The organism is Nocardioides sp. YIM 152315 (assembly GCF_029210375.1).
In the GTDB taxonomy this organism is placed as follows: Bacteria; Actinomycetota; Actinomycetes; order Propionibacteriales; family Nocardioidaceae; genus Nocardioides.
The window spans coordinates 201,647-217,338 of record NZ_JARGER010000043.1; the positions used below are offsets into that span (position 1 = coordinate 201,647).

The 15,692-nt window shown below is 63.1% G+C and carries 15 protein-coding genes; 5 read left to right on the forward strand and 10 right to left on the reverse strand.

The annotated features are described in order from the left end of the window. Positions 1 to 12: 12 nt before the first annotated feature. The 5 genes from PZ894_RS19860 to PZ894_RS19880 form a co-directional block, all read right to left on the reverse strand. On the reverse strand, positions 13 to 879 hold the full coding sequence (locus PZ894_RS19860; protein WP_275747479.1) for a fumarylacetoacetate hydrolase family protein: 867 nt from the start codon (positions 877 to 879) through the stop codon (positions 13 to 15). Between the two features lie 97 nt (positions 880 to 976). After that, the gene (locus tag PZ894_RS19865; RefSeq protein WP_275747480.1) at positions 977 to 2,191 is read right to left on the reverse strand and encodes an aminotransferase class I/II-fold pyridoxal phosphate-dependent enzyme; all 1,215 of its coding nucleotides are present in this window, start codon (positions 2,189 to 2,191) and stop codon (positions 977 to 979) included. Next, a complete protein-coding gene (locus PZ894_RS19870) occupies positions 2,188 to 2,979 on the reverse strand; it encodes an amino acid ABC transporter ATP-binding protein (RefSeq protein WP_275747481.1) in 792 nt (263 codons plus the stop codon). The genes PZ894_RS19865 and PZ894_RS19870 overlap by 4 nt, the downstream gene beginning before the upstream one ends. A gap of 19 nt (positions 2,980 to 2,998) precedes the next feature. Then, a complete protein-coding gene (locus tag PZ894_RS19875; RefSeq protein ID WP_275747482.1) occupies positions 2,999 to 3,940 on the reverse strand; it encodes an amino acid ABC transporter permease in 942 nt (313 codons plus the stop codon). Position 3,941: 1 nt separating this feature from the next. After that, on the reverse strand, positions 3,942 to 4,907 hold the full coding sequence (locus tag PZ894_RS19880) for an ABC transporter substrate-binding protein (protein ID WP_275747483.1): 966 nt from the start codon (positions 4,905 to 4,907) through the stop codon (positions 3,942 to 3,944). A 352-nt stretch (positions 4,908 to 5,259) separates the two neighbouring features. Between PZ894_RS19880 and PZ894_RS19885 the strand changes: the two genes are divergently transcribed. Next, entirely contained in the window at positions 5,260 to 5,934 is a 675-nt protein-coding gene (locus PZ894_RS19885; protein WP_275747484.1) for an FCD domain-containing protein, read from the forward strand. Positions 5,935 to 6,211: 277 nt separating this feature from the next. Here PZ894_RS19885 and PZ894_RS19890 read toward each other — a convergent pair whose 3' ends face one another. The 5 genes from PZ894_RS19890 to PZ894_RS19910 all read right to left on the reverse strand — a co-directional run bounded on the left by PZ894_RS19890 (position 6,212) and on the right by PZ894_RS19910 (position 11,476). Further along, entirely contained in the window at positions 6,212 to 6,895 is a 684-nt protein-coding gene (locus PZ894_RS19890) for a FadR/GntR family transcriptional regulator (protein WP_275747485.1), read from the reverse strand. A gap of 308 nt (positions 6,896 to 7,203) precedes the next feature. After that, positions 7,204 to 7,863, reverse strand: a complete 660-nt coding sequence (locus tag PZ894_RS19895; protein WP_275747486.1) for a GntR family transcriptional regulator — start codon at positions 7,861 to 7,863, stop codon at positions 7,204 to 7,206. After that, positions 7,860 to 8,906 carry an ABC transporter permease gene (locus tag PZ894_RS19900; RefSeq protein ID WP_275747487.1) on the reverse strand — a complete coding sequence of 349 codons (1,047 nt, stop codon included), beginning with the start codon at positions 8,904 to 8,906 and terminating at the stop codon, positions 7,860 to 7,862. Before PZ894_RS19900 ends, PZ894_RS19895 begins: the two co-directional genes overlap by 4 nt. Beyond that, complete coding sequence (locus PZ894_RS19905; protein ID WP_275747489.1) at positions 8,903 to 10,474, reverse strand: sugar ABC transporter ATP-binding protein; 1,572 nt, start codon at positions 10,472 to 10,474, stop codon at positions 8,903 to 8,905. Before PZ894_RS19905 ends, PZ894_RS19900 begins: the two co-directional genes overlap by 4 nt. An 81-nt stretch (positions 10,475 to 10,555) precedes the next feature. Then, entirely contained in the window at positions 10,556 to 11,476 is a 921-nt protein-coding gene (locus PZ894_RS19910) for a sugar ABC transporter substrate-binding protein (RefSeq protein ID WP_275747490.1), read from the reverse strand. A gap of 464 nt (positions 11,477 to 11,940) precedes the next feature. Here PZ894_RS19910 and PZ894_RS19915 point away from each other — a divergent pair, with 464 nt between their 5' ends. The 4 genes from PZ894_RS19915 (at position 11,941) to PZ894_RS19930 (ending at position 15,619) form a co-directional block, all read left to right on the forward strand. Then, positions 11,941 to 13,260 (forward strand): aromatic ring-hydroxylating dioxygenase subunit alpha, encoded by a 1,320-nt coding sequence (locus PZ894_RS19915; protein WP_275747491.1) that lies wholly within the window; start codon positions 11,941 to 11,943, stop codon positions 13,258 to 13,260. Further along, on the forward strand, positions 13,257 to 13,790 hold the full coding sequence (locus PZ894_RS19920) for an aromatic-ring-hydroxylating dioxygenase subunit beta (RefSeq protein ID WP_275747492.1): 534 nt from the start codon (positions 13,257 to 13,259) through the stop codon (positions 13,788 to 13,790). The genes PZ894_RS19915 and PZ894_RS19920 overlap by 4 nt, the downstream gene beginning before the upstream one ends. Positions 13,791 to 14,031: 241 nt before the next feature. Next, positions 14,032 to 14,982, forward strand: a complete 951-nt coding sequence (locus tag PZ894_RS19925; RefSeq protein ID WP_275747494.1) for a PDR/VanB family oxidoreductase — start codon at positions 14,032 to 14,034, stop codon at positions 14,980 to 14,982. Between the two features lie 133 nt (positions 14,983 to 15,115). Next, positions 15,116 to 15,619, forward strand: coding sequence for a CBS domain-containing protein (locus PZ894_RS19930; protein ID WP_275747495.1), 504 nt, complete (start codon positions 15,116 to 15,118; stop codon positions 15,617 to 15,619). Positions 15,620 to 15,692: the final 73 nt, after the last annotated feature.

Genomic DNA, 15,692 nt, shown 5'->3' on the forward strand with positions numbered 1-15,692 from the left:
GGCTGGTGGCGCTCAGCTGGCAGCCGCGCGTGAGATCAAGCCGGTGTGCACCGGGTTGATGAGCGCTCCGATCCCTTCGATTCGGGTCTCGACGACGTCTCCGTCGTGCAGGAACTCGGGCGGGTTTCGCTTGAACCCGACTCCACTGGGCGTACCGGTGGCGATGACGTCGCCAGGCATCAGCGGCATGACAGCCGAAATCGTCGAGATGAGACGAGCCACATTGAAGATCATGTCGCGGGTGTTCCCGGTCTGCTTAACCTGCTCGTTGACGCGCAGCGAGATCTCGAGCTCGGGCTCGGCGCCCAACTCGTCCTTAGTCACGATCCACGGTCCGATCGGCGTGGCTGCGACACTGTTCTTCCCGAGCGTCCACTGGACGTGCTTGGTCTGGAGATCACGAGCGGTGATGTCGTTCACGACGGTGAACCCGGCGACGGCGTGGAGCGCAGCCTCGGCTGACACGTTCCGGACAGGCGCGCCGATCACAACCCCCAGCTCGGCCTCCCAATCGAACTGCTCGGAGACCTCCTTAGGCAGGTGAAGAACTGCGCCGGCCCCGGCGAGGGTGCTGCTGTCCTTGAGGAACAGGATCGGCTCCTGCGGCACCTCGGCTACGAATACGTCAGCGGACTCACGCTGGTGCTCGACGTAGTTGATGCCAGCGCAGAACACGCGGCCCCCGCCAACCGCCGGCGGCAAGAAGGTCACCTCGTCGACGGTTGCCTCATGGCCTGTGTAAGGCAGGTTCTCGGTGGCGCCGCCGGTGGCGGCGAGCACCAGCAGGTCGCGCAGCGACCAGTGAATCTCCCGGACGACGTCGCCTTCGACGACGCCAACGCGGTCTGCTCCGTTTGAGAGGTAGCGCGCGATCTTCATGATCTTCGTCCCTTCAGCCCTATGGGCTAGTTCAGTGTGAGTGCGACCGGTCCCGCATGTGATCGAGTAGAGGAGCGTTGCCGCTGGCGGGAACGTCCTACGAGAGGGCGGCGGAACGGGCGGCGTCGCCCATCTGCCTGAGTGCGGTCGTGAGGATGGAGCTACTGGTTCCGAAGTTGATCCGAACCCGCCCGGTGCCGCCGGGGCCGAAGACATGGCCAGACGTCACGGCGACCTTGCCGTCGTCGTAGAAGAGCTTCGCCGCTCCGGCCATGGCGCCGAAGCTGCCAGCGGTTGCACCTTCATCTCGGTCGGAGGTGATGACGTTGCGGCAGTCGAGCCAGGCCATGTAGGTGCCTTGCGGGCGCAGGTATCCGACTTCGGGCAGGTGCTCGGTCAGGAGTTCGCCTAGCAAATTCCTGTTGCGCTCCAGCCCTGAGAGAAGTGCGTCGAGCCACTCGTCGCCTTCGTTGTATGCGGCGGTCTGGGCGATCACGCCCAAGTGGCTTGCGATACGAGACGTCCATGCCGGGATGGCCGCCAGGTCATCTGCCGTGTCGGATCCTCCGACCAGGACCGCCGCTTTGGCGCCGGCTAGGTTCCATGCCTTGGAGGCGGACGTCAGCGAGAACGCGCGCTCGGCGCCTGGAAGGCTGAGGAGCGGGGTGAACTGCGCATCCGAGTAGACAATGGGCGCGTGAATCTCGTTGGACACCACAGTCACGCCGTGCGTCGCGGCGAGCTCTAGGACGCTCGTCAGCTCCGCGACGGTGTGCACGACGCCAGTTGGATTGTGCGGATTCGCCAACAGATAGACGGCCCGAGGTGAGCTCGCACGCGCCGCGGCAAACGCTCTGTCGAGCGCCTCGAGGTCGATGCGGCAATCCTCACCCAGGGGGGCTTCAACGATGCGACGACCATGATGCTCGGTGTAGGAGTAGAAGGGCGTGTATACCGGAGGATTGACGATAACTGGGTCGCCCGGCTCGGTAATCGCATCCAAGAGCTGAACGAAGCCGTTCATCACATCAACGACCACCAGGGTGCGGTCGGCCGACACTGTGTCCCAGCCCCACCGACGGGAAGCGAAGCCCTGAAATGCCTCCACGAGTTCAGTGCCACTCACATAGCCCGTATCACCGTTGGCGATGGCGCGGTACAGCGACTCGGCAATTGGTGGAGCGAGTGGGACATCCATTTCGGCGACCCACAGGGGTAGTACATCGTTGGGGTAGGTTGTCCACTTCCAGCTGGTCCTCGTCCTGAGCTCGTCCAGCGAGAGCGCCTCGAGCGGATTTCCGATCGGCGTCATGCGAGGACTCGCCTCAGGAACTGCTGTGTACGAGCTTCCTTCGGGTGGTCCAACACCTCGCCCGGCGTGCCGTCTTCGACAACGATGCCGTCCGCCATGAACACGATCCGATCAGCTACGCGTCGGGCAAATCCCATCTCATGCGTGACAACCAGCATCGTTCGCCCGTCCTTGGCAAGGGCGGTCATCACGTCGAGGACCTCCCCCACCAGTTCCGGGTCGAGGGCCGAGGTCGGCTCGTCGAAGAGCAGGAACAGAGGCTTCATTGCGACCGCTCGGGCGATGGCGACGCGCTGACGCTGCCCTCCGGACAATTGGGACGGGTAGTAGTCGACCTTGTCCCCGAGGCCGACACGGTTGAGCAGTGCCACAGCCTCCTCGCGCACGACAGCCGCCTTGCGCTTCTGGACCCGCACGGGTCCTTCCATCACGTTCTGGAGCGCAGTGAAGTGCGGAAACAGGTTGAAGTGCTGGAACACCATCGCCGTGCGTGCCCGCTGGGCCGACAGGTGACGCTCCGGCAGCTCATGCAGCTTGCCGTTGTCTAGGCGGAACCCGATCGGGTCACCCCCGACCCAGATCTCCCCGGAATCAGGTGCTTCCAACCTGTTCAGCGTGCGCAAGAAGGTCGACTTGCCAGCTCCCGATGGCCCGATAAGACACACCACCTCGCCGGGGTGCACCTCAAGTGAGACGTCCTTCAGAACCTGGTGGTGCCCATAGGACTTGTTGACACGCACCGCTTCGAGAACCGGTGCCTCAGCAAGTTGAACGTCGTTTGCCGTCATGACTTTCTCCTGAGGATTGTCATCGCTTGGTTCTCATGAACGGTGCCGAGAAGATGCTCGACGAGAGGCTGCGGCCGGTCGTCAGTCGCGCCGGCATCCCCTGCTTGCGACCTCGCTTGTCGAACGCCCGCTCCAGGAACCGCTGACCAATGCTGGCCACGGTGACGAGCACCATGTACCAAATGGCCGCCGCGATGAGCGTCTCCATGACCTGCAGGTTGAAGGACGAGATGTTGTTCGAGGCCTTGACGAGTTCCAGGAAGCCGATGACTGACGCCAGCGACGTGCTCTTGAGCAGGTCGATGAAGTTGTTGCCTGTCGGAGGAATGATGACTGGCATGGCCTGCGGTAGCACGATACGAAAAGTGCGTTGCATTGGAGTCTGGCCGATCGACTGAGCCGCCTCGATCTGCCCCGAGTCCACACTCTTGAGTCCGGCCCTCACGATCTCAGCCATGTAACCGCCTTGGCTGAGCGCAAGGCCCAGGAAAGCGGCGAAGAACGCCGTCATGACATCGTTCGTGTTGGACTCGAAGATGCTGAGGTCGGTCCCCGGGACGCCGATGACGATTTGCGGGAAGACCAGCGCGAGGTTGTACCAGAGCAGGATCTGCACCAGCAACGGGAGTCCTCGGAACAACCAGACGTAGAACACCGCAAAGACACTGGCGACGGGATTGTTCGAGACCCGCATTAGCGCTATGACCACGCCGACGACGATGGCCGCCGCCATGGAGGTCAGCGCCAAGACGATCGTGTTGACGAGACCTTCCAGCACGACCGGGTGCACGAGATACCCGGGGATGGCCGCATAGTCGATGTTGCCGCCCGCGGCGCTCCACACCAGCACCAGCACCAGAGCGATGATGAGTGCAGCGACAACCCAACGTCCCCAGTGCTTGAGCCTCACCTGAGGGAGCAGGGTCCGCTCATCGTGCGTCTGCGACGTTGTGATGGTCATGTCAGGAACCACCGTTTACGGTTGCTTCCTCGATCGCGCCGTGCTCGGTGCCCCAAGCGTCCAGGATCTGCTCGTAGGTCCCATCAGCGATGAGGGCGTTCAGGGCCTCGGCGATCACGTCGCGCAGCTCCGGGTTCTCCTTGTTGACTCCGATCCCGTAGGGCGCTCCCTCGATGACCGGGATGTCGACGACCTCGAACGCTTCGCCGTCGTCGATCGTCCTCTCGAGGTAGATGGCCGTGGGCAGGTCCTGCAGCAAGACGTCGATGCGCCCAGTCCGAAGCTGGTTCTGGTTCGTGGTGTCGCTGTCGGTGACGAAGGTCTCGATGGCGTCCTCACCATCGGCGACACACTGCTCGCTCTGTGCCTCAGCCCACTGCTGGTTGATGGTGCCGGTGGTGGTGGCAACCGTCTTTCCGCACAGGTCATCAGGGCCCTCGATGCCGGCCGGATTGCCCTTCTGGATGACCAGGGCGATCCCCGACATCAAGTAGTCGACAAAGTCGATCGCTTCCTGGCGCTCCGCGTTGTCGTTCATCGCGGCCATCGTCGCCTCGACCCGGCCGCTCTGCAGGCTCGTGATGAGGGCTGCAAAGTCCATGTTCTGGTAGCCGATCTCAAGGCCGAGCTTCTTGCCGATGGCCTGCAGGATGTCGTTGTCATTGCCGATCACGGTCTCGCCGTCCTGATCCAGGAACATGCTCGGCGGGAAGTACAGGTACGTTCCGACATTGAGCTCGCCGTCCTCGGCAATCTCGGCGGGCACCTTGGCAGCGAGAGCCTCGTCCTTCTCGACAGATTCGATGATCGAGGCGTTGTCGGGGATGGCCGCCGCCGCTTCCCCAGTCGTGCCCGCACCGGCCGAGTTGCCATCCGTTGCGGTGCCGTCGGAAGAGTCACTGCAAGCAGTGAGGCTGAGGGCGGCGATGACTGCGAGGGCCGACAACCGCGGGAACGTCGTGCGCATTTGATGCTCCGGCTTCTAGGAGGTGTGATGCTGATGTGGTGTACGGGCGCCGCTGCCGAGGTGGTTCTGCGAGTTCCCTCGGAGACGCCGTCACCGAGGACCGTGACCGATTCCTGCCGGCTCACGTCCACGCCAGGCGACGCCTGATCAAGTCGACTCCATTGGCCTCTTTGGGCCGGAATGAACTGGATTGGTTGAACCCTAGGTGAGTTCGATCACTACAGCAAGACCTTCTTGCCACCGAATTGACCAATTCGTCCGATTGATGACGCGGCACAAGTGGTTAAGACGCTTGATCGGTCGCGATTGACCACGATTGGTAGACTCCAGTCGCCGCGACGAAGGAGAAACAGTGACGCAGGGTCTGGCCGATACGCGAGGTTCCCGCCTGGTGCTCGAGCACCTCGAGCACCTCATCACGTCGCAGGCACTGCAGCCGGGCGATCGACTTCCCACTGAACGTGCGCTCGAGCAGAGCCTGGACTGCAGTCGAACCGACATTCGGCGGGCGCTGTCACAGCTCGAGATCGACGGCCGCGTGTTGCGCCACGTTGGGCGCGGCACGTTCCTCGCTCCGCGTCGGACGGAACCGATCGACGCTCAGGGCAACGCCTCTAGTCCGACTGAGTTCATGGCCGCACGCGTCTTGATCGAGCCCAGAATTGCGTCCATGGCAGCGCTGAACGCGACCTCCGCGGACTTCGCCGAGATGCAGCGGTGCCTGGATGGAGGTGATGGCGCAGACTTGCACGAGGAGTTCGAAGCCTGGGACCTCGCCCTGCATCGCAGCATTGCTCTAGCCACTCACAATGGCGTGATCACCGCCATGATCGACATCATGAATTCGTCGCGGCACGACCCGACATGGGGCAGCCTGAAGCGGCGCACGTTCGATGCAACTCGCTGCCAGGCCTACCGCGAAGAGCACCACCGAATCGTCGCGGCATTGCAGGACCGAGACGCGCCGGCTGCCGAACTTGCAATGCAAGAGCACCTCGAGTCCGTTCGCCGCACCATCTTCGGCTGAGGCGCAAACAGGGTTTACCCGGCCTCGTTTGCAGGAGGCGCAAGTCCGTAGGTCGGTCGGATCGTCGACGAACGCGCGTGGGATGAGCGGCTCTTAATACGCTCTACAGTGTCGTGCTCGACGCCGAGCGCGCGGTGAGCCCATCTGCGCCGGCGACCCAGTGCTCATCAACGCGAGCGACACGCTGCTTGCATCAGCGCCGCAGGGTGCGGCAGTCGCCGCGACCTGGTTGAGCATGTGGGCACCGGCCCGAGTTGGCAGGGCGACGAAAAGACACTCAGCTGCTTCGGGTCCGGCCATTGGGCGTGCGGCTTGGCCCCGCGGAGTGAACATCAAGGACCGCTTCTAGGTGACCCCTTGCGTGCCGAAGTGCGGCAGCGGGATCCCTTAACCTAATCGCCCGCAGCAGCTCATCGTGCTCATCGACGAATTTCACCAGAGGCTGGTGGGAAGAGCCTTCTCGAATGGATTGCTGGGTGCCAACTTCCATGCCACGGTACAGATGAGCGATGACAGGGTTGTGAGCAGCTAGGATCACCGCTAGATGAAAACGGGCCGATAGCTGGATGAGCAGATCGAAGTCGCCACGCTCCGCCGCGATTCGCGAGTCACCCAGCAGGGACTCCATCATTGCGATGTCATCTTGCGAAGCGCGCACTGCAGCAATCTCAGCCGCCTGGGACTCGATGGCGAGTCGAGCTTCTAGTACGTACCGCAAATCGGCATCGCTGAGGAAGCGGTGCAGAACGGCATCCAGCTCGTGAGTTGCGCGCACGTAGGTGCCGCTCCCTTGGATCGTCTCGAGCATGCCGACGTGAACCAGAGACTGGACGGCTTGACGCAGCGTGACGCGGCTGACCCCAAACCGCACCAAGAGGTCGGCCTCGGGTGGCAGCTTCGAGCCGACGGGCCACTCCCCACGTTCGATGGGCTCCTGAAGCTGTTTCAGTACCTGCTGCACCAGCACGGACCGCCGGGGGCCATCGCCTTCCCCTGTCACACGCTCTCCGCTCTGAAGGGATACTCTTTTCGCGAGCATAGGCCCGCTCTCTTGCCTTGACTAGCGACGAGCGCTTGCCGTCTCAACTGACGAGCGTCGATCGAGGTTGTCTACCGGCCGCCAAAACGAATCGCGATGGGGTAGACAGCGCTAAGAAAGGACACCGGGCGAAAGACTGGTTGCTGACCGCGACTTCACGGTCCTTTGAACGGGCGAATGCCGGCGCAGCCCCATGCGTCAATGGGTCCTGCCAGGCAGTCCTAACCAGGTCAGTGGTGCGCTTGAGCGTTGTCCGCGAGTCCGCTGGCCGTGAGCACGGTTGTCTGCAGATGTGCGGCGACTGCCTGGCCAGCACGCTCGGAGTCGCGAGCTCGCAGGGCCGACAAGATCTCTTGATGCTCCAGCGCAGCTGACTCCCGGCGCGCGGGGACACCCACCAGGCTGATGTAGACGTCGGCGCGGAGCCCCAGGGATCGGATCATCTCGATCCACTGCGGCCTGCCGCTGATCTCGTAAGTCCGGTTGTGAAACGTCCGGTTGAGCTCGATCCAGCGCTCCCCGTCACTCTTGTCGAGCGCCTCGAGGATGGCAGACAGCTCATCGAGCTGTGAGTCCGTGATTCGCGACGCCACGTGGCGCGCGACCATGGCCTCCAAGACCGCGCGCATGTCGTAGAGCTCAACTAGATCGTCCAGCGAGATCGACACGACGGTTGCACCCCGTCGATCCATGCGCACCAAGCCGTCCTGCGCTAGCCGTTGCAATGCCTCACGAAGAGGCGTCCGGCTCGCACCGAACTGCGACGCAAGCTCGTCCTGGCGCAACAGCGTGCCAGGCCGGAGTTCACCCATCATGATCCGTTGACGCAGGAGAGAAGCAATCTCATCCGCGACGCTAACCCTTGACGCGGTCAATTCGAAGGAAGTCACTTTGCCACTCTCTTGGCCGACCGGGCCTGCTTCAGGGTGCTACGAACGCGACGTCGGGCGGCTCTGCTATCCAGCTTGCGACGAACGAAGTCGACCGTAGCAGCGCCGATGAACACGAGTCCGATGACGATCTGCTGCTGGTCGTACCCCACTCCGTACAGGTCGAGACCATTCTGCAGAATGACGATCAGCAGCACACCCGAAATGGTGCGAGTGACGGAGCCGCGTCCGCCGAACAGGCTCGTGCCGCCCATGACGATGGCGGCGACCGCGTAGAGCTCCAGTGCCGCTGCCCCGTTGGGCTGCCCGGACTGCGTACGCGTCATGAGCGCGAGACCACCAAGGGCGATGGTGAGGCCGGAGATCATGAAGCACAAGATCTTGATTCGCGTGACCGAGATGCCGGCAAGCCGCGCCGCCTCAGGGTTTCCACCAACGGCAAGGACGCGATAGCCGAAGCTCGTCTGTCGCTGCACGTAGACCAGCGATCCCACCGTGATGATCATGAGCCAGGTGATGGCCGACAGCCCGAGGAACTCGCCGGTGGCCAGGGTGGTGAACCCGCTTGGCAGACCCGTGACGATGCCGCCGTCGGTCCGAGAGAGCGCCACGCCGCGAAGAATGACCGCCATCCCGAGGGTCGCGACAAAGGCGGGCACTTCGAGCTTCGTTACTAGGAGGCCGTTGATAAGCCCCAACGTCAGCCCGCAAGCGAGCCCCGCAAGCAAGCCCGCGATCACACTTCCGGTGGCCGCCATCGTGCTTGCGGACAGCACGCTCGTGAGTGCGACTCCGGCTCCGATAGACAGGTCCAGCTCGCGAGCGAGAATGACGAAGGTGGCGCCTGTGGCGACCAGCATCAATAGGACCATCTGGTTCAGCAGGTTGTTGAGGTTGCCGGAGCTTAGGAAGAAGTCCGAGACGCTGCTGAGGTAGACGATCAGCGCCAGGATCACCCCAGGCACGAACAGGGCGTCAACCCAAAAGCTGGCGGGCTTGCTGCTTGTCTTGGTTTGCTCGACGACGTGCGCAACTGCAGTCACGGTCGACCTCCTTGAGAATTGTGGGCGCCGGCTACGTCGAGGGCTAGGAAGTTGGGCGGCTGCTGCGCCTGACTGACCCCGGCCAGCGCGATCTTGTTGGGAGTGAGTTCAGGACCGGTCAAGCTGTCGACGACTTCTCCGTCTTCGAGGACCAGCACTCGGTCACAAAGGTTCGTCAGCTCCTCGGGGTCCGAGGAGAAAACCAGGACGGCTCCTCCGCGGTCCGCGAACTCGCGCAGGAGCAGGTGAATCTGCATGCGGGCTCCGATGTCCACACCTTGGGTCGGCTCGTCCACCGCGATGATGCTCGGACCGGAGGCGAGGACGCGAGCGATCAGGACCTTCTGCTGGTTGCCCCCGGAAAGGGTCGTGATCCGATCTGCCGGCGCACCCATCCGGATGCTTAGAGTCACCTTGTACGAGTCGCAGAGCTTCCTCACCGCCGACCGGCTGACCCGGCCGAAACGCCCGAGCTTTTGTAGACTCGAGAGCGCCATGTTGTCGGCGATGCTCATGTCAGGTGCAATTCCTTCGCGACGACGGTCCCCCGAGAGGAACGCGACGCCGCTCCTCTTCGCCAGGAGAGGTGTTCCGGTCCTGAACGGCTTGCCGTTAAGTGTCGCCACGCAGTCCCCCGCCAGCGCGCCTCCAATGACCCGTACCGCATCGGTCGCCCCAGAGCCCAACACCCCGGTCATTCCGAGGATCTCGCATCGGTGGAGTCCGAAGTTGATGGTCTTCCCGAGTAGTGGAAGTTCGAGGGTCTGGACGTCCAGCATGACTTCGTTCGACTGGACATCAGGATTGGCGGTCTTGCGAAGGTCATGCTCGGCAAGTCCTTGCGGACCGAGCATCAGGTCGACCATCTCGACCTGGCTGATGGGCTTCGTCAGCGATCCGACAAGCGCGCCCTCACGCACGACGGTGACCTCGTCGCAGTACTCCTGAACCTCCGCGAGCCGGTGGCTAATGATGGCAATTCCGGTGCCCTGCGCCGCGAGCCTTCTCGCGAAGTCAAGGACGACGCGAGATGCCGCCGATTCGAGGCTGGCCGTGACCTCGTCGAGCAGCAGGAAGGCAGGCCGAGTCGCCATCGCCGCCGCCAGTTCGACCAGTCGCTGCTCCGCAAGCGGCAGTGTGCTGACTGGGCGGTCGACCTCAACGTCGACGCCTAGAGAGTTCAGTAGGTCGGTGGCGTGGCTGCGGATGCGGTGGCGATCGATCAGGCCGAATCTCTTGGGAAGACGCTGCTGCGCGACGCCGAAGATGTTGGTTGCTACATCGAGATCCTGGAACAACTGGGACTCTTGATGAATGGTGAGAACGCCGTGCGATTTCGCGTCAGCCGGCGATCGCAGTGTCGCATTCACCCCGTCGACCTGGACTGAGCCGACGGTCGGGCTGATCGCTCCGCTGAGCAGCTTCACGATCGTGCTCTTGCCTGCTCCGTTCTGACCGATGAGCCCGCAGACCTTTCCAGATCGCAACGTGATCGAGACATCGTTCAACACACGCGTGGCACCGTAGGAATGGGACACGTCGTGGAGGCCGTAGGAACGATCGGTCATGGTTCCTCTTTCGTGAAGGCGGAAGCAGTTGGCCAGGGGAATGGCCGGTCCGGCTCGGCACGAGCCGGACCGGCAGCCTGGCTAGGACGGGTCCTCGCCGAGCTCCTCAGGAGGCACATCTGCGACGGTGTCCTTGGTGATCTCGAGCGGCGGGAAGGTAATCGGGTCCTGGGGCGCCTTGTCGTCCTCGAGATAGGCAACCATCGCCTCGACTGCGGTGGTTCCGGTCTCGTACGGGCGAATGCTCACGGTGAGGCCGAGTTCCCCGGCGGCGACTGCGTCGACGCCCGCGTTGGTGCCGTCGCTGGATGCGGTGATGACGTCCGTGAAACCGCGCTCCTTCAGAACCTGCAGCCCGCCGATCGCACCATCGTCGAGGTCGAAGAACACCGCGTCCGGGGCGCCGCTGGACGACAGTGCGTTCTCAGTGGCGCGGATCGCCTCCTCAGTCGACACCGCGTAGGGGCCTTCAATCACATTGATACCCGGATTGGCATCGAAGACTTCGGTGTAGGCACGCCGCTGGTCCTCGGTGTAGGGGTGCCCGCGCAGGAAGTGGATGACGAGCACGTCGCCCTCGCCCCCGAGCTGGTCGACAAGCCAGTTCGCCTTTGCTTCTCCGACGTCGAAGTTCTGCACGCCGACCTGCGTCAGCCGCAGGTCCCGGCTCTCTTCCGGAACGTCGTTGGCGACGATGATGACGGGCACCCCGGCGTCCTCAGCGACCTGGAGCGTGGGACCCCACGCGTCAGCCTGCATGGGTCCGAGAATGATTCCAGCTGGCTTCTTGGCTACGGCCGTTCGGAACAGCTCCTGCTGCTCAGCCACATCGAGGTTGGCATGCTGCGCGGTGAGCGTATAGCCCTGCTCCTCTGCCTGGTCCTCCATCCCCTGCAGCATCGTGTTGTAGTACTCAAGCGTCTTTGTATAGAAGATCGCGATGATCTCCTTCGAGCTGTCGGACCCTCCGTTGCTCTCTGCGGGAGGGGTACATGCGGCCACCGTCGCGGCAGCGAAAAGCGCCGCGACGGTTGCGACCCCACGCTTCCACCAACCCGATTGACGGGTTCTGGACCGGGCAGGTGCCGGACTAACGAGTCGATTCATGGGCGTACCCCTAGTTCATACGGTCGACGGGACTCTGTGTGCGGTATACCGAGTACCGGGACCGTACGCACCGGGGTGTGAGGAGGGCCACATCTGGCCGTTCTCCGTTACCAATTCGTTATATAAATCCCCCGAATCGTGTGGGTGATCGGGTAGGGCGTCGGCTCAGGCCGCGCCCGTCTACGGAGGTGACGAGGGGTTGCACCAAGGCGCAAGCACTCTTACGGTGTGCTGACCAACGACTTGGACTTGCGCGGGAACCGAGTACCCCGTCCATGAACGTCGGTCGATAAGTACGCAACTGTGCGACCGCGTTCTCGTTGGGCTCTCCCCGGAGAGCCCGGGAGGTACTCCTGCGCATGGATATCGAATCCGTCATCCGTCGAGATGACGTCCTCTCCGCCGTCACTTGGCGGACTGAGGTTGAGACCCTCTTCCCTGAGTCTTGGCTTTTCGTCGGTCACGCCGCCGAGGTCCCAGAGCCTGGAAACTACGTGACCAGAATGATGGCGAACGACCCAGTCATCCTTGTGCGTGCACATTCTGGCGAACTACGTGTGTTGCTGAACTCCTGTGCGCACCGCGGTACGCAGCTATGCCGAGCCGATGTCGGCGCGACCTCGCACTTCAAGTGCATGTACCACGGCTGGACCTACGACACGGACGGCCGTCTTCGTGGGGTACCAGGTCTTCGACAGTGGTACCAACCTGACTTCGACCGTGCGCAGCACAGCTTGCGCAGCGCGCGCGTCGAGGTGTTCCACGATCTGGTCTTCGCGACTTGGCAACTCGACGGCCCCAGTCTGACGGACTATCTCGGCGACTTCGCCTTCTACCTCGAAGCCCTCATGGCTCGGTCCACCGCTGGTTGGGAAGTCGTGGGCGAACCGCTGCGGTGGGTGTCGCAGACGAACTGGAAGATCTCCGTCGAGAACTTCGGGATGGACAGCCTTCACCTCGGAACCTTGCACGAGAATCCCGGACGCCTAGGCATCTTTGGAGGCACCGACCAGGAGCCCCTCGCCATCACGAGCGTGTGTCAGAACGGACACGGGATCGAGGCGACGAAGTTCATGGATTCTGGGGACGACCGAGCGTTCCCTGGCTATCCCGAAGAGCTCTGGGAGGACTTCGTCGCCAACTTGTCAGACGACCAAGCCTGGTTCGTTGCGAACAACCTTGTCTGCAAGGGGAACATCTTCCCGAACCTGAGTTTCATCGACCTGTTCCACGACTACACAGGCGACCCGTCCACGCCTCCGGCCGTCGCAGCCAAGATGTTGCGGCTGGTGCGTCCGACCGGCCCTCTCTCCTCCGAGGTTTGGATGTGGATCCTCGTTCCACGTGACGCACCAGAGCAGTGGAAGCGCTGGTCTCAGGAGAGCCTCGTACGGACGCTCGGCGTCAGTGGAACTTTCGAGCCTGACGACCTCGAGAACACGGCAGCCATCTCCAGCGCCAACAGCGGAAGCGTGGCACAGCGATGGAACATGCTCTTCCTCGCCGGCGAGCACCTCAAGCCATCGGCCACAGTCGAGGGCAGGCAGCTGCCAGGAGAGGTCTTCGTCTGTTCGGCAAACACCGAATCGATGCAACGAGGCTTCTACCGAGAGTGGCGGACACGAATGTCGTCGGCCGCGACGCCCGACCGGGCCGGAGTCGGCGGGGATGCGTCGTGACTGCTTCTTCCAACGCCAGGGAGGACCGTGCCATACGCATCGCGGTCGAAGAGTTCTACGCCGCCGAAGCAGAGCTCCTGGATTCGCAGAACTTGAACGCATGGTTGGCATCGGTCGACGACGACTTCATCTACGAGGTCCCCGTGCCCGTCACGCGGGACGATCCCCGGGCGCCGCAGCACTCCACTACCGGATTTCTCTCGAGGGAGACGCGGGATTCCATCGATCTATGGGTGTCCCGCCTGTCACCAGCCCTGGTCGACGCGGCCTATGCCGAGAACCCGCCGGTGCGCACGCGCCACTTCGTCACCAACGCACGCGTGTCGCTCAACGACAGCAACGACGGCGAAGTGACGGCCAAGAGCAACGTTCTGCTCACCTGGGGAAAGTGGAACGCAGAGATGCGCTTCACCGCGGGCGAACGGCACGACAGCTTCAGAGTCACCAATGACGGGCTACGGCTTCGTCGCCGTCGAGTGCTCCTCGACACCAACGTTGTCAGGCTCGGACACTTCAGGATCATCCTTTGACTACCTCACGGATAGACGCGACGCTCATCAACGAGTTTGCCGAGGTCCGGATTCACATCGATCCGACACCAGGCAACCAATTCGTCGAGTTGCATGCCCCCCGCTACGGGCGAACAGCGCGTCTTGACGCGTTCCTGCTCGAGCTCCTCGCGCGGATGGGACCGGAGTTCCTTTCCCACGCTCTTCAGGAGGTCTACGAGGCATCGGGCCACGACTCCACACGACCCAAGGGAGATCAGCCGTGAGCCAGTTCAGCTTGCCCAACATCGATTGCCGGGTCGCGGAGCGAAGCGAGATCGCAGAAGATGTGGTCAGTCTCGTACTCGAACCTGTCATTCGGCGCCCGCTACCTGCCTGGCGGCCAGGGGCGCATATCGATCTCGTGCTGCCGATCGGCGTAGTGCGTAACTACTCGCTGTGCGGCGACCCCGCAGACCGGCGGCGCTGGCACATCTCCATACTCCGCGAACGAAGCGGACGCGGTGGCTCAGATTGGATCCACGAGAACATCGCTGCCGGCTCGGAGATCCTGGTTCGGGGCCCTCGAAACAACTTCGCCCTGACACGAGCGCCCGCATATCGGTTCATCGCCGGTGGCATCGGGATCACGCCGATACTGCCGATGGTGCGACAGGTCGAGGCACGAGGTGACTCGGAGTGGAAGATGCTCTATGGGGGCCGCACCCGGTCATCAATGGCATTCCTAGACGATGTGAGCCAATTCGGGTCCAAGGTCAGCCTCTATCCGCAGGACGTCGCCGGCCATCCTCCCCTCGCTGAGTTCCTCGCCGATTCGCCTCCCGGAACAGCCGTGTTCTGCTGCGGCCCGGAGGGCTTGCTCAATGCGGTCGAAACAGTGTGCGCGGATCTGGAGCTCGAACTTCACATCGAGCGCTTCAAGGCAGCGGCCGCAGATACGCCAAATCTCCCGTTCGTGGTGCAGCTCGGCCAGGGCGGCAAGAATCTCGAAGTAAGAGCAGACCAGACGCTGCTCGGCGCGCTCCGTGAAGCCGGCGCCTTCGTACTTTCGTCGTGCGAGATCGGGACTTGCGGCACCTGCGAGACAGGCGTCCTGGCAGGTCAGCCCGACCATCGAGACGCGATCCTCACCGAGAAGGAACGCGACGAGAACAGGTGCATGTATGTGTGCGTCTCTCGGGCCTCAGGGCAGGACCTCGTCCTTGACCTCTGACGCGTTGCGCCGAAGTCACGTGCACGATCACGTTGCTCGATCCGCGGTCCTTGGCGACAGATCGCACGCACCTCTGTCCGCGCTGCCAAATGCTTGCCCCTCGCGAGATGGGGCTGACGAGGTGCGTTCGGCGATGCTGAGCTTTCCCAAGACTCTGGCTAGCCAGGCAACGGTGGACCAGGCGCTACGGGCGTTCGAAGACGCCCACGTACACATGCTGCTGGTCGTCGAACGCGGCGAACTCGTTGGGACAATTCTGCGAGACGATCTGCCTGCTGGTGCCGCTGGCAGCGAACTGGTCGTGACGCACGCTCGGCTGATCGGCAGGGTCGTCGGGGCCAACGAGCCTCTGCAATCTGTCAGTAGGAGAATGGCCGACCGGGGCGTGAGGCGTCTGGCCGTAGTCGAAGCAGACAACAAGTTGGCGGGGTTGCTTTGCTTGAAGAGGAGCGGGGCTGGGTTCTGCCGTGACGCCGACGTCGCCGCGCGAACGGCAGAGCGGGCGCAGAGCGAACGCATTCAGCCGTCGCGGCCGACCGCAGGGGTCGAGGATTCGGAGCCGCCACCCGCGGTCGCATTGCACCGAGGTACCGGAATGGCGAGCAAGGACGGGGCTACGACTGATGCCAAAAGGTGAGGCTAGGCGGCCGGGGCCGACAGTCCGTTCGCGCGTTCTTCAGATCACCGCTACGCGACAACGGTCCACGGAT

What these genes read in the sequence shown, in the direction of transcription:
- PZ894_RS19870 (WP_275747481.1), bottom strand. Translation starts at nt 2,979, where the DNA reads ATGACGGCAAACGACGTTCAACTTGCTGAGGCACCGGTTCTCGAAGCG.
- PZ894_RS19930 (WP_275747495.1), top strand. Translation starts at nt 15,116, where the DNA reads ATGCTGAGCTTTCCCAAGACTCTGGCTAGCCAGGCAACGGTGGACCAG.
- PZ894_RS19915 (WP_275747491.1), top strand. Translation starts at nt 11,941, where the DNA reads ATGGATATCGAATCCGTCATCCGTCGAGATGACGTCCTCTCCGCCGTC.
- PZ894_RS19905 (WP_275747489.1), bottom strand. Translation starts at nt 10,474, where the DNA reads ATGACCGATCGTTCCTACGGCCTCCACGACGTGTCCCATTCCTACGGT.
- PZ894_RS19865 (WP_275747480.1), bottom strand. Translation starts at nt 2,191, where the DNA reads ATGACGCCGATCGGAAATCCGCTCGAGGCGCTCTCGCTGGACGAGCTC.
- PZ894_RS19880 (WP_275747483.1), bottom strand. Translation starts at nt 4,907, where the DNA reads ATGCGCACGACGTTCCCGCGGTTGTCGGCCCTCGCAGTCATCGCCGCC.
- PZ894_RS19860 (WP_275747479.1), bottom strand. Translation starts at nt 879, where the DNA reads ATGAAGATCGCGCGCTACCTCTCAAACGGAGCAGACCGCGTTGGCGTC.
- PZ894_RS19875 (WP_275747482.1), bottom strand. Translation starts at nt 3,940, where the DNA reads ATGACCATCACAACGTCGCAGACGCACGATGAGCGGACCCTGCTCCCT.